Origin of the sequence: Ahrensia sp. 13_GOM-1096m, assembly GCF_000620605.1 — a bacterium.
GTDB lineage: Bacteria > Pseudomonadota > Alphaproteobacteria > Rhizobiales > Rhizobiaceae > Ahrensia > Ahrensia kielensis.
The window spans coordinates 76,161-89,029 of the sequence record NZ_JIAX01000011.1; the positions used below are offsets into that span (position 1 = coordinate 76,161).

General features: G+C 48.7%; 14 protein-coding genes. 11 read left to right on the top strand and 3 right to left on the bottom strand.

All coding sequences use genetic code 11. The features are described 5' to 3' along the window. Positions 1-36 precede the first annotated feature (36 nt). Positions 37-699 (bottom strand): HTH-type transcriptional regulator RutR, encoded by a 663-nt coding sequence (gene rutR, locus N530_RS0108160; protein ID WP_051540839.1) that lies wholly within the window; start codon positions 697-699, stop codon positions 37-39. 111 nt (positions 700-810) lie between these two features. On the opposite strand from rutR, the gene N530_RS0108165 reads away from it, so the two are divergent. The 11 genes from N530_RS0108165 (at position 811) to N530_RS0108210 (ending at position 11,687) form a co-directional block, all read left to right on the top strand. Then, positions 811-2,061, top strand: a complete 1,251-nt coding sequence (locus N530_RS0108165; RefSeq protein ID WP_026480300.1) for a Zn-dependent hydrolase — start codon at positions 811-813, stop codon at positions 2,059-2,061. Positions 2,062-2,142: 81 nt separating this feature from the next. Continuing rightward, complete coding sequence (locus tag N530_RS0108170) at positions 2,143-2,523, top strand: hypothetical protein (RefSeq protein ID WP_026480301.1); 381 nt, start codon at positions 2,143-2,145, stop codon at positions 2,521-2,523. A 97-nt stretch (positions 2,524-2,620) separates the two neighbouring features. After that, positions 2,621-4,075 (top strand): dihydropyrimidinase, encoded by a 1,455-nt coding sequence (gene hydA / locus N530_RS0108175; RefSeq protein ID WP_026480302.1) that lies wholly within the window; start codon positions 2,621-2,623, stop codon positions 4,073-4,075. 465 nt (positions 4,076-4,540) lie between these two features. Beyond that, the gene (locus tag N530_RS19495) at positions 4,541-4,732 is read left to right on the top strand and encodes an HNH endonuclease (protein WP_371179699.1); all 192 of its coding nucleotides are present in this window, start codon (positions 4,541-4,543) and stop codon (positions 4,730-4,732) included. Further along, on the top strand, positions 4,729-5,502 hold the full coding sequence (locus N530_RS0108180; protein WP_026480303.1) for an ABC transporter ATP-binding protein: 774 nt from the start codon (positions 4,729-4,731) through the stop codon (positions 5,500-5,502). The genes N530_RS19495 and N530_RS0108180 overlap by 4 nt, the downstream gene beginning before the upstream one ends. Continuing rightward, on the top strand, positions 5,495-6,367 hold the full coding sequence (locus N530_RS0108185) for an ABC transporter permease (protein WP_026480304.1): 873 nt from the start codon (positions 5,495-5,497) through the stop codon (positions 6,365-6,367). Before N530_RS0108180 ends, N530_RS0108185 begins: the two co-directional genes overlap by 8 nt. After that, positions 6,368-7,234, top strand: a complete 867-nt coding sequence (locus N530_RS0108190) for an ABC transporter permease (protein ID WP_026480305.1) — start codon at positions 6,368-6,370, stop codon at positions 7,232-7,234. A 66-nt stretch (positions 7,235-7,300) separates the two neighbouring features. Continuing rightward, positions 7,301-8,299, top strand: coding sequence for an ABC transporter substrate-binding protein (locus N530_RS0108195; RefSeq protein WP_026480306.1), 999 nt, complete (start codon positions 7,301-7,303; stop codon positions 8,297-8,299). Positions 8,300-8,443: 144 nt separating this feature from the next. Next, a complete protein-coding gene (locus N530_RS0108200) occupies positions 8,444-9,793 on the top strand; it encodes an NAD(P)-dependent oxidoreductase (RefSeq protein WP_026480307.1) in 1,350 nt (449 codons plus the stop codon). A gap of 14 nt (positions 9,794-9,807) precedes the next feature. Further along, positions 9,808-11,121: an NAD-dependent dihydropyrimidine dehydrogenase subunit PreA gene (gene preA / locus N530_RS0108205; RefSeq protein ID WP_026480308.1), complete on the top strand. Its 1,314-nt coding sequence runs from the start codon at positions 9,808-9,810 to the stop codon at positions 11,119-11,121. A gap of 122 nt (positions 11,122-11,243) precedes the next feature. Continuing rightward, the gene (locus N530_RS0108210; RefSeq protein WP_018689788.1) at positions 11,244-11,687 is read left to right on the top strand and encodes a metallopeptidase family protein; all 444 of its coding nucleotides are present in this window, start codon (positions 11,244-11,246) and stop codon (positions 11,685-11,687) included. Positions 11,688-11,728: 41 nt separating this feature from the next. Here the strand turns inward: N530_RS0108210 and N530_RS0108215 are convergent, their stop codons facing one another. Then, complete coding sequence (locus N530_RS0108215; RefSeq protein ID WP_018689787.1) at positions 11,729-11,935, bottom strand: DUF1737 domain-containing protein; 207 nt, start codon at positions 11,933-11,935, stop codon at positions 11,729-11,731. Positions 11,936-11,965: 30 nt separating this feature from the next. Then, entirely contained in the window at positions 11,966-12,865 is a 900-nt protein-coding gene (locus N530_RS0108220) for a CoA ester lyase (protein WP_026480309.1), read from the bottom strand. Positions 12,866-12,869: the final 4 nt, after the last annotated feature.

A 12,869-nucleotide genomic window follows, 5' to 3' on the forward strand; every position in this document is an offset into this window, starting at 1 on the left:
AACCAGATTGTCAATTGCAGCACAGAGCAATAAAAATTAACGCGGCCGAATGCCGTTTAAAATAATGGATAAAACAGCCTGCGCTGATTGCTCGTAAAATCCGGGCTTACTTGCTTGATTTCCCAGCAAAGCATTCACCTGAACATCAAAGTCCGCATAGTGCTGTGTTGTTGCCCAAATTAAGAAAATCAAATGATAAGGATCGACTGGCGCAAGCTTTCCATCATCAATCCAACGATGAATAACTTTTGCTTTTTCATCGACAAGTGCTTTGAGCGTTGTTCCAAGAAAATCCTTAATGAGCGGCGCGCCGCGCTGGATTTCATTGGCAAAAAGCCGTGATGCTTCCGGATTTTCATGCGACGCTTTCAATTTAAGCGTAATGTAGCGACGTAGCTGCTCAATCGGATCGCCATCACCATCAATGTCACGAAATGGGTCGAGCCAATTGACCACGATTTGCTCTAGTGCGGTGCGATAAACATCTTCTTTTGACGGGAAATAATACAGCAGATTGGTCTTCGACATCCCTGCTTTTTCAGCAATACGGTCGAGCGTTGCACCGCGATAACCGTCGGTTGAAAAAACCTGCAACGCAGCGTCTAAAATGAGCGCACGGTTCTCCGTTTGAATGCGGCTACGCTTCTTTTTAGGTTGCTTTTTGCCAGCCTCAACAATTTGATTTTCTTTGCCAGCCAACACAGCCTCCAAAAAGTTCTTTAAACACGCTTGACCTTACGCGATTGCTCTCATAGCCTTCAAATTTGACCAAGTAGTCAAGTTTTATTTTGAATGTACTTTGAGGTAAATATGGTGTCTCCAGGCGAAAATCTACGAATAAATGGCGATAGGCTATGGAATTCTATTCACGAGATCGCCGAAATTGGTCCCGGTATCGCCGGAGGTTCCAACCGCCAGACAGTTACAGATGAAGATGCGCAAGGTCGCGCCCTGTTTCAGAAATGGTGTGAAGATGCCGGTTTGACAATGGGTGTCGATGAAATGGGCACCATGTTTATGACGCGCGCAGGCACTGATCCTGATGCGCTGCCTGTCTATGTTGGCTCTCACCTTGATACACAACCAACCGGCGGACGCTATGATGGTGTGCTCGGTGTTTTAGCCGGTCTTGAAATTGTACGCACACTCAATGATCTCGACATTCAAACAAAACACCCAATCGTTGTGACCAACTGGACCAATGAAGAGGGCACACGCTTTGCCCCTGCCATGATGGCCTCTGGTGTGTTTGCAGAACAATTTACAAAAGAATGGGCCTACGCAAAAACCGATGCTGAAGGCAAAACCTTTGGCGAAGAATTAGAACGCATTGGCTGGAAGGGCGACGAAAAAGTAGGCGCCCGTAAAATGCACGCTTTTCTCGAACTCCATATCGAGCAAGGCCCAATTCTTGAAGCTGAAGGCAAGGACATTGGTGTTGTCACCCATGGCCAAGGCCTGTCTTGGACACAAGTAACGATTACCGGCAAGGACAGTCACACCGGCTCAACCCCAATGCCAATGCGCAAAAATGCCGGTCTTGGCATGGCGCGCGTGCTTCAACTTGTTGATGAAATCGCATGGTCACACAAACCAAGCGCTGTCGGCGCAGCAGGCCACATTGATGTTTATCCGAACTCACGCAATGTGATTCCGGGCAAAGTTGTGTTCACCGTCGATTTCCGCTCGCCAAATCTGGACGTTATTCAGGATATGGAAGCGCGCCTTGAAAAAGGGGCAAAGGAAATCTGCGACGAAATGGGCTTGCAAATAGAGTTTGAAAAAGTCGGCGGCTTTGACCCTGTAACCTTTGACGAAAAGCTTGTAACATCTATTCGCAATGCAGCCGAACGCCTTGGCTATTCGCACATGAATATCATTTCAGGCGCTGGCCATGATGCGTGCTGGGTTAACCGCATGGCACCCACCGCCATGGTGATGTGCCCTTGTGTTGATGGCCTTTCGCACAATGAAGCTGAAGAGATTTCCAAAGAATGGTCCACCGCAGGCGCTGAAGTGCTGTTCCATGCGGTTGTCGAAACAGCGGGGATAGTGGGATAATATGTGCCGTATTTTCTTCTCCCCTTGGGGAGAAGGATACGAAAACACAATGAATGGAGCTTTTGAAAGCGGAGTGAATTGATGTTGCAGTTGGATGAGGGGGCTTATGCTTCAAAATTACCGCGAATGCTGGCAACCGTAATCATTTTATTTTGCACTATTGGTACGACAAACGCATATGCAATTGATCCAAATGGGATGTGCCTTATGGAAAATGAATGTATGGCCGAAAAGTCACGAATAGCTGGCAATCAATACGGAACATGTGAATCAACTTGTGTATTGCATTCACCAGAGCCGCTTTCTGGCCTCAATGCCACTAAGTACGATATTGTCTGTGCGGGCGATTGGGGGGCTCGACCTTTTACAGCAATATTTATAAAACTTGAGAATTACGGCAATTCGCCAACCACAGCAATGATTACAGAAAACTCAATTGAGGAACTTGTATCGTGCGATTAATACCCCCTCACCCAACTTCGGCATCGGCTCAGCTTCGCTTCACCGTGCCTACATATCCCTCTCCCCTACGGGGCGAGGAACAAGCTGGAGAAACATTATGACCACCATCATCAAAAACGGAACCATCGTCACCGCCGATCTGACCTATAAGGCGGATGTGAAAGTCGAAGGCGGTGTGATCACAGAGATCGGGCCAAACCTTTCCGGCGGTGATGAGTTAGATGCAACAGGTTGTTACGTTATGCCAGGCGGCATTGACCCACATGTGCACCTAGAAATGCCATTCATGGGCACCTATTCAACCGATGATTTTGAAAGCGGTACACGCGCTGGCCTCGCAGGCGGCACAACCATGGTGATTGATTTCTGTCTGCCGTCACCGGGCCAATCACTGCTTGAAGCCATTCAGATGTGGGATAACAAATCGACCCGCGCGAACTGCGACTATTCTTTCCACATGGCAATCACATGGTGGGGCGAACAGGTTTTCAACGAAATGGAAACTGTCGTTAAAGAAAAAGGCATCAACAGCTTTAAGCACTTCCTCGCCTATAAGGGCGCGTTGATGGTCAATGATGATGAACTTTACGCATCCTTTAAACGCTGTGCAGCGCTTGGGGCAACGCCTATGGTTCATGCAGAAAACGGCGATGTGATCGCCGAACTATCTGCCCAGCTTTTAGCACAGGGCAATAATGGCCCAGAGGCGCACGCCTATTCGCGCCCAAGCCAAGTGGAAGGCGAAGCCACCAACCGCGCCATTATGATTGCCGATATGGCAGGCGCACCGCTCTATGTGGTTCACACATCGTGCGAGGAAAGCCATGAGGCAATTCGCCGTGCCCGCCAAAACGGCAAACGCGTTTGGGGCGAGCCGCTGATCCAGCACCTAACGCTGGATGAAACCGAATATTTCAACGATGATTGGGATCATGCCGCACGCCGCGTGATGAGCCCGCCTTTCCGCAATAAGCAGCATCAAGATTCGCTTTGGGCTGGTTTGCAAGCAGGTTCGCTGTCTGTTGTTGCCACCGACCACTGCGCGTTCACAACCGAACAAAAACGCACTGGCGTTGGTGATTTCACCAAAATTCCAAACGGCACAGGCGGTCTTGAAGACCGTATGCCAATGCTATGGACCTACGGCGTTTCAACGGGCCGCTTAACGATGAATGAGTTCGTGGCCGTCACATCGACCAACATCGCAAAAATCATGAATATGTACCCTAAAAAGGGTGCAGTGCTTGTCGGCGCGGATGCCGACCTTGTGGTCTGGGACCCAAATAAAGAAAAAACCATTTCCGCAAACGGCCAGCAATCTGCGATTGATTACAATGTGTTTGAAGGCAAGAAGGTCAAAGGCCTGCCGCGCTTTACAATGACGCGCGGCATGGTTGCGATTGCCGATGGTGAAGTGAAAACGCAAGAAGGCCACGGCCAGTTCGTCAAACGCGAGCCCAATGCGCCAGTTAATGCCGCGCTTTCCAAATGGAAAGAACTCAGCGCACCAACACCGGTCAAACGCACCGGCATTCCAGCGACAGGGGTTTAAAAGATAGTGGAGAAAAATGAGACATACTTTGAAAGTAGGCGATGTCTTAGATCGCCGATTTCTGATATTTTTCATGCAGCACACTTACTAGACCGAGCAGCAACTTCACTACTCGACGATGATATCGAAACGGCTTCAGATCTTTTAAAAAAAGCGGATATGCCCACAGTTAGAGAGTGGACTGAGTCGCTCTGGGGAAGTGCCAAAGAAAATCCTCAGCAAACCCACTATTTGCGACTTCGCCCTGTTGCTGAATCATCGTCCAAATCTGCGAAAGAAGACAAAACGACGACCAGAATGCCAAGTACAAGCCAACAGAAGCAACTAATGGAGAATAGTGGATATCATTGCGCCTACTGTTCGATCCCACTTGTTCCTGTAGAGGTACGTAAAGTCTTTATTAAAAGGCTGGGTTCATGGGTATGGGGCGCCTCAAACAAATCTCAAAATGCTGCCTTGCAATGTATGTGGCTTCAATTCGATCACGTCGTTCCCCATTCACGTGGTAGGAGCAACCATCAAGAAAACATAGTGGTCTCTTGTGCACCATGCAATTACGGTAAAGCTGAGTATTCATTGGATGAATTGGGTTTAAAAGATCCTCGACACACAGAATCTTTGCGAACATCATGGGACGGATTAACACGCTTATTATGACAGTAATTTCCACAAAAAATCTGGACCTTACGTTTCAGACCGCCGACAGTCCGGTTCATGCCCTATCGGATATCAATCTTGATATTGAAAAAGGCGAGTTTGTTTCACTCATCGGCCCATCGGGCTGCGGCAAGACCACGCTTCTGCGCGTGATTGCTGATTTGGAACAGCCAACGGGCGGTGAAATTTCCGTCAACGGCATGACACCAGAGCAAGCGCGCTTGGCGCGTGCCTATGGCTATGTGTTTCAGGCAGCAGCGCTCTATCCGTGGCGCACGATTGAACAAAACATCGCCCTACCGCTTGAAGTGATGGGCATATCCAAAGCCGAACAAAAAAAGCGTATTGAGCAAAATCTGGCGCTGGTTGATCTGACAGGCTTTGAGAAAAAACACCCATGGCAATTATCCGGCGGGATGCAGCAACGTGCGTCGATTGCACGCGCTTTGGCGGTAGAACCCGACATGCTTTTGATGGACGAACCCTTTGGAGCGCTCGATGAGATTGTTCGCGACCATTTGAACGAGCAACTCAATAAGCTCTGGCATCGCACACAAAAAACAGTGGTGTTTGTGACCCACTCCATTCCCGAAGCGGTTTATCTATCGACCAAGATTGTCGTGATGAGCCCGCGACCTGGCAAAATTTACGATATTATAGATTGTGATCTGGGCGATGAGCGCCCGCTCGAAATACGTGAAAGTGCAAAATTCTTGAAAATCGCGCACCGTGTGCGTGAAGGTCTAAAAGCAGGTCATGCCTATGATTAAAGACCGCGCACTTCCCATTTTAACTGTCGTCGCGTTGATTATCGCGATTTGGTATGCTGGTGCCGCTCTTTTAAATCTCCAATTTGAATATGATCAGGCTGAACGCATCGGCAAGCAAGTTTCTTTTAGCGAAGCATTGCCAAAAACAATGGCGCAAGAGCGCCCCGTATTACCAGCGCCGCATCAAGTCGCCGTCGAGATTTGGCAGACGACCGCCCAAAAAAGCATCAGCTCTAAACGCAGCCTTGTTTACCACGCATGGATTACCTTATCCGCAACAATGCTGGGCTTTGTGTTCGGTACAGTGCTCGGAATTATTTTGGCGGTCGGCATCATCCATTCGCGCGTTTTGGATAAATCCTTAATGCCGTGGATTATCACCTCGCAAACCATTCCCATTCTTGCCATCGCTCCGATGATTATCGTGGTGCTCAATTCCATTGGCATCACCGGATTGGTGCCCAAAGCGACAATCTCGACTTATCTGTCGTTTTTCCCCGTTGCCGTTGGCATGGTCAAAGGGCTTGGCTCACCTGATGCAATCAACATGGATTTAATGCGCACATTTAATGCCAGCCGCGCGCAAGTGTTTTGGAAACTGCGTTGGCCAACCGCTGTGCCTTATCTTTTCACATCAATGAAAATCGCAATCGCTGCATCGCTTGTTGGCGCCATTGTTGGCGAATTACCAACGGGAGCCGTTGCAGGACTTGGCGCAAGATTACTAGCCGGTTCTTATTATGGTCAAACGGTGCAAATCTGGTCCGCACTGATCGTGGCGGCAATTCTAGCCGGATCGCTGGTTGCCATTGTTGGCTTGGTTGGCGCATGGCTTAACCGCCGCATGGGTATGAGGGAAGCATAAATGGAAAACCCAACGCTTCTCATAATTTGCATTATCTTTTGGCTCGTCGCGTGGTTTATCAATACACGCCTTGCCAAAATGTCGCCGAAGAGCACGACGCTTGCCACGCTTATCAATCTTACAATTCCAGTTCTTTTTGGCGCAGCACTACTGGCGCTTTGGGAAGGCATTACACGCGGCTTTGGTGTGCCAACCGTTTTGCTGCCACCGCCATCTATGATTTGGGAGCGCATTACGAATTCCGGTTCGATCCTCTGGGCTGATTTTCGCCAAACCTATTTGAAAGCAGTGATTGCGGGATATGCCATGGGATGCGGTTTGGGCTTTCTGGTCGCTATTTTGGTGGATCGCTCACCGTTCTGGAAAGCAGGCATAATGCCTGTCGGCAATCTTGTATCCGCATTGCCAATCATCGGCATTGCGCCAATCATGGTGATGTGGTTCGGCTTTGACTGGCAGTCAAAAGCAGCTGTCGTCGTTGTCATGACTTTCTTCCCAATGCTCGTGAACACGGTGGCGGGATTAAATGTGGCCGGACACATGGAACGCGACCTGATGCATACCTACGCCTCATCCAAATGGCAGATGCTGTTCAAGTTGCGATTGCCAGCCGCCATGCCGTTTATTTTTAATGCGCTTAAAATCAATTCAACATTGGCGCTCATCGGTGCGATTGTCGCTGAATTTTTCGGCACACCCGTCGTTGGCATGGGCTTTAGAATTTCAGCAGAAATTGGCCGATTGAATGTTGATATGGTTTGGGCCACAATTTTTGTAGCAGCGCTCGCAGGTTCCATTTCTTATGGACTTATCGCGCTGCTCGAACGCTCCATTACATTTTGGCATCCCTCTAATCGGGGACGCTAAGAACACGGGAAAGACTAAGAGAGCCTAAGCTCCGTTTAACGATCAAGTGCAACCGAGGAGACGAAAATGAAGAAAATTATCGCATTAACAGCAGGCGCTGCATTCGCGCTTTCTACGACAACGGCATTGGCCGCCGACAAGCTGACACTTCAGCTAAAATGGGTCACACAGGCACAATTTGGCGGTTACTATGTCGCCAAAGATAAAGGCTTTTACGAAGAAGCTGATCTTGATGTTGAAATTAAACCAGGCGGCCCAGACATTGCCCCACCACAGGTGATTGCAGGCGGCGGTGCCGACGTTGTTGTTGAGTGGATGCCAGCAGCCCTTGCTGCACGCGAAAAAGGCGTAGCACTGGTCAACATTGCTCAGCCGTTCAAGCGCTCTGGCATGATGCTTACATGCCGCAAAGATACAGGCATTGCGTCACCTGAAGACTTCAAAGGCAAAACCCTTGGCGTATGGTTTTCAGGCAATGAGTTTCCATTCCTGTCATGGATGAGCAAGCTTGGCATGTCGACAGAAGGCGGCGATGATGGCGTAACGGTTCTAAAGCAAGGCTTTAACGTTGATCCACTTATCCAAAAACAGGCCGATTGCGTTTCAACAATGACTTATAACGAATATTGGCAGGTCATCGACGCTGGCTTTACGCCGGACGATTTAGTGGTGTTCAACTACACAGACCAAGGCGTTGCGACACTAGAAGACGGCCTTTACACATTGGAAGACAATCTTGCCGATCCTGAAATGGTCGACAAACTCGCACGCTTCGTTGCAGCCTCTATGAAGGGCTGGGAATATGCACGCGAAAATCCTGAAGAAGCAGCAGACATCGTTTTGGAAAATGATGCATCTGGTGCGCAAACAGAAAAACACCAGCGCCGCATGATGGAAGAAGTCAATAAATTGACTGAAGGCACAGACGGTTCTTTAGATGTTGCAGCTGCTGAAACGACTGTCGAGTCACTATTGACAGGCGGCGATGCACCCGTAATCACCAAAAAACCAGAAGGTGCATGGTCTGATGTCGTTACTAAAAAAGCGATGTCTATGTCTAAATAACATATAAAATATAACAACTTAGATAGGCCGCAGCGATGCGGCCTTTTTTTATGTTCCAAGTTTTCAAGAAAAAATTTGACCTTTTGATAAAATTTTGTACGCTTCACATATCGCGCAAACTTGAATCCAAGTCGGAGCATGCATATGGCCTCTTCAAACGCCTCAACAGACATTCAGTCCGGACGGCTATCGCCGGATCAATATTCGAAAAATTTCGAGGACATACACGCACCTCTGACAAAACACGAAGCTGTTGTTGAAGCAGACCGCTGTTATTTTTGTTATGACGCGCCATGCATGACAGCATGTCCGACAAGCATCGACATTCCGCTATTTATTCGCGAAATAGCAACGGGCAATCCAAACGGTTCCGCCAAGACAATTTTTGAGCAGAACATCATGGGCGGCATGTGCGCTCGTGTTTGCCCAACAGAAACATTGTGCGAAGAAGTCTGCGTGCGTGAAACGGCAGAAGGCAAGCCTGTCAAAATTGGCTTGCTACAGCGTTACGCAACAGATCACTACATGGCCGATATAGGCTCTCAGCCGTTTGAGCGCGCTGCAAGCACCGGCAAAAAAATCGCTATCATTGGTGCTGGACCAGCGGGCCTATCCTGCGCGCACCGCTCTGCGATGCATGGCCATGATGTTACCATTTTCGAAGCACGGCAAAAAGCTGGCGGTCTCAATGAGTTCGGTATCGCCGCTTATAAATCAACCGATGATTTTGCATCAAACGAAGTTGATTTCATCACATCCATTGGCGGCATTGATATCAAATATGGCGCAGCCCTTGGCAAGGACGTCATGCTCGACGATTTAGTCGATACATTCGATGCAGTCTTTATCGGTGCTGGCCTGCCTCATGTAAATGATTTGTCGCTTGCAGGCGATGATGCAGAAAACTGCATTGATGCGGTCAAATATATTGCAGAACTGCGCCAGAGCGATGATCTGTCAAAACTGCCCGTTGGCCGCAATGTTGTCGTCATCGGCGGCGGCATGACCGCGATTGATATCGCAACCCAGATCAAACTTCTGGGCGCAGAAAACGTAACCATTTGCTATCGCCGTGGAGCCGATGCGATGGGCGCGAGTGCCTATGAACAAGAAGTTGCGCAAACCAACGGCGTTACAATCCGTCATTGGCTACAGCCAAAAGCGCTTCACATGAACGGCAATATGGTAAGCGCCATTGAGCTAGAATATACGTCCGGCGCAAATGGTTCATTGAGCGGAACAGGCGAAACAGTCACCCTCAATGCGGATCAGGTGTTCAAAGCCATCGGCCAATCGCCTGACGACACGCCGTTTACCAAAACCGGCATTGAGCTCGTCAAAGGCCGCATCGGCGTTGATGAAAACAGAAAAACCAGCCACGCAAAAATCTGGGCAGGCGGCGACTGTGTCGCTGGCGGTGAAGATTTAACCGTTGCATCTGTTGAAGACGGCAAAGTTGCCGCTGAAAACATTCACAAAACATTGATGGGTTAAGGGAGATTACGTCTATGGCAGACCTGACAAGCAATTTTGTTGGCATTAAATCACCGAACCCGTTTTGGTTAGCTTCGGCACCGCCAACCGATAAAAAATATAATGTTGAGCGTGCTTTTGAAGCAGGCTGGGGCGGTGTTGTTTGGAAAACACTTGGCGAAGCCGGGCCACCCGTTGTCAATGTGAACGGACCACGCTACGGCGCGATTTGGGGCGCTGATCGACGCCTCGCAGGCCTCAATAATATCGAGCTTATCACCGACCGTGATCTGGAAATAAACCTTCGCGAAATGAAGGAAGTAAAACAGAACTGGCCTGATCGCGCACTCGTTGCATCGCTTATGGTGCCATGTGAGGAAGAGCCTTGGAAACGTATTCTCGACCGCGTGCTTGAAACGGGCTGTGACGGCGTTGAACTGAACTTTGGCTGCCCGCACGGCATGAGCGAACGCGGCATGGGCGCAGCGGTTGGTCAGGTGCCAGAATATATCCAGATGGTTGTTGAATGGTGCAAACAACATTCAAACCTTCCAGTTATTACCAAGCTGACCCCTAATATTACTGATGTACGCCATCCGGCGCGCGCGGCTAAAAATGGCGGCACAGACGCCGTATCACTCATCAACACGATCAACTCTATTGTCTCTATCGACCTAGATTTGATGGCACCAACGCCAACCATCGATGGCAAAGGTACACATGGCGGTTATTGCGGCCCAGCGGTCAAACCAATTGCGCTCAACATGGTCGGCGAGATCGCGCGTGATCCACTAACCGCTGGTCTACCAATTTCAGGTATTGGCGGCATTACAACCTGGCGCGATGCGGCCGAATATATCGCGCTTGGTTGCGGCAATGTGCAGGTTTGTACAGCGGCAATGACATACGGCTTCAAGATCGTTGAAGAAATGATCGAAGGTCTGTCTAATTATATGGATGAAAAGGGCTATAAAACGATTGAGGACTTCCGCGGCATGGCCGTGCCGAATGTCACCGATTGGCAATATTTGAACCTCAATTATATAACAAAAGCCAAAATCGATCAGGATCTATGTATCTCATGCGGCCGTTGCCATATCGCGTGTGAAGACACATCACACCAAGCAATTACGAACATGGTGGATGGTGTGCGTAAGTTTGAAGTGATCGACGAAGAATGCGTTGGTTGTAATCTTTGTGTGAATGTCTGCCCAATTGATAATTGTATCACGATGGAAGAAATGACGACGGGCAATGACCCGCGCACACAAAAACCAATCGATCGTGATTATGCAAACTGGACGACACATCCAAATAACCCAATGGCGGCGATAGAGCCTGCTGAATAAGCAAAACGCCAAAGATTTAAAGCCGCCGCTGCACCGCAATGGCGGCTTTTTATTGATTGCTTGATCGCTATCGCCAAGAGATGCTTGCCGCGCTAAAGTAAAGCGTTAAAAGTCGGATTATTATGGCAATCAAAGACACAACAAAAGACTGGGCGGACCGTTTCGCACCAGACATAGCGGCGCTAGAGGGTATTGCATATCTTGCTTACGCAGCGCTGCCGCAAGAATTTCGCACGCTAACCGCGAATGTGCCGATACACATCACCGATTTTCCAAGCGAAGATATTACAGACGATCTTGGTCTGGAATCACCGTTTGATATTTTAGGATTGTTTGAAGGGGACGGTGTAAGCGGCAAGTGGACACCGGGCCAAAAAGGCTCCGGCAACAAAATCACGCTCTATCGCCGCGCGATTTTAGACTATTGGTGCGAAAATGATGAAACGCTGCACGACATCATCACACATATTCTTATCAACGAACTTGGCATTCATTTTGGTTTAAATGAGTTCCAGATTGCCGATATAGAAAATTCGCTCGACGAACGAGCAAGCGACATAGAGTAGCGGCCAAATCGGCCGCCACATATGATAGAACTAAGAGAAGATCAAAGAGCGCCTAATTTTAGATCAGAACTATATTCTTGATCTGGCACATCTTTAGTCACCGCCTGTGCGCAGCGCATAACGCCTTTTGTGGCATCAAAGCCATAAGACGGGCTACCATAAAGCGTCCAGCCCTTTGAAAGAGCCTCTGTAATTCTGTGGCAAAATTCAGAAGTGTCGTCGTTGGTAATCAGGCGGTAAGCAATCATTTTATTATCCTGTTTTAAAAATCTTCGCGATTAATGGCCAAGCGAAGCCCGCGCAATCGCAGCTTTCGCCAAAAGTGCTTCTGCCTGTACCAAATGCAGCCGCTCTACCATTTTTCCATTCAAAGATATGACACCTTTAGATTGGTTTTCTGGCAAGCGAAATGCACTCACAATTGCATCAGCTTCTATCAGTTCGGATTCGTTGGGCATGAATGCAAGGTTGGTGGCTTGAATTTGTGATGGGTGAATAAGCGATTTGCCATCAAACCCCATCTCAACAGCAGAAAAACATTCGCTATTGAAACCATCCGTATCGCGGAAATCATTATAAACACTGTCGATGACGTCAATTGTGCCTGCCCGTGCAGCAAGCAAAATTTGCATCAACCAAGAATGCGCATGCTGGCGCGCATGTTCGGCATTGATCTGTGTTTCTGTAATTAGATCATTCAAACCAACAATAAAACAACTCAAACGCCCGCCAGAAGCATCAGACACATCCGCAATATCGCCAATGTTCAATATGCCTTTGGCTGTTTCTATCATCGCAAATATTTGCAAATCTTCAGGTGTGTCCATCTCATCAAGTGCATCGCTAAGCTCAAGTATGTCGCGCGACATATTCACTTTCGGCAACACAATTGCATCAGGCTGGCATGCACGCGCACACATAAGATCCTCAGTGCCAAACTCTGTCGATAGCGCATTAATGCGAATCGCGCGTTCAGCGCGCGCATGCGGGTGATCCGCAAAATGTTTTCGCAAATTCTCTCGTGCCTGCGCTTTGGCCTCAGGCGCTACAGCATCCTCAAGATCATAAATCAGGCAATCGGCATCCAAATTATGGGATTTGGCCAGTGCCCGTTCATTGTCCGCTGGCACATAAAGCACTGAACGACGCAGTTTAACGGGTCTTGATGTATTTCGCATAGAA

Excerpts from the sequence above, each read along its gene's own strand:
- N530_RS0108165 (WP_026480300.1), top strand. The coding sequence starts at position 811 with ATGGTGTCTCCAGGCGAAAATCTACGAATAAATGGCGATAGGCTATGG.
- N530_RS0108170 (WP_026480301.1), top strand. The coding sequence starts at position 2,143 with ATGTTGCAGTTGGATGAGGGGGCTTATGCTTCAAAATTACCGCGAATG.
- hydA (WP_026480302.1), top strand. The coding sequence starts at position 2,621 with ATGACCACCATCATCAAAAACGGAACCATCGTCACCGCCGATCTGACC.
- N530_RS19495 (WP_371179699.1), top strand. The coding sequence starts at position 4,541 with ATGTGGCTTCAATTCGATCACGTCGTTCCCCATTCACGTGGTAGGAGC.
- N530_RS0108180 (WP_026480303.1), top strand. The coding sequence starts at position 4,729 with ATGACAGTAATTTCCACAAAAAATCTGGACCTTACGTTTCAGACCGCC.
- N530_RS0108185 (WP_026480304.1), top strand. The coding sequence starts at position 5,495 with ATGATTAAAGACCGCGCACTTCCCATTTTAACTGTCGTCGCGTTGATT.
- N530_RS0108190 (WP_026480305.1), top strand. The coding sequence starts at position 6,368 with ATGGAAAACCCAACGCTTCTCATAATTTGCATTATCTTTTGGCTCGTC.
- N530_RS0108195 (WP_026480306.1), top strand. The coding sequence starts at position 7,301 with ATGAAGAAAATTATCGCATTAACAGCAGGCGCTGCATTCGCGCTTTCT.
- N530_RS0108200 (WP_026480307.1), top strand. The coding sequence starts at position 8,444 with ATGGCCTCTTCAAACGCCTCAACAGACATTCAGTCCGGACGGCTATCG.
- preA (WP_026480308.1), top strand. The coding sequence starts at position 9,808 with ATGGCAGACCTGACAAGCAATTTTGTTGGCATTAAATCACCGAACCCG.
- N530_RS0108210 (WP_018689788.1), top strand. The coding sequence starts at position 11,244 with ATGGCAATCAAAGACACAACAAAAGACTGGGCGGACCGTTTCGCACCA.
- N530_RS0108215 (WP_018689787.1), bottom strand. The coding sequence starts at position 11,935 with ATGATTGCTTACCGCCTGATTACCAACGACGACACTTCTGAATTTTGC.
- N530_RS0108220 (WP_026480309.1), bottom strand. The coding sequence starts at position 12,865 with ATGCGAAATACATCAAGACCCGTTAAACTGCGTCGTTCAGTGCTTTAT.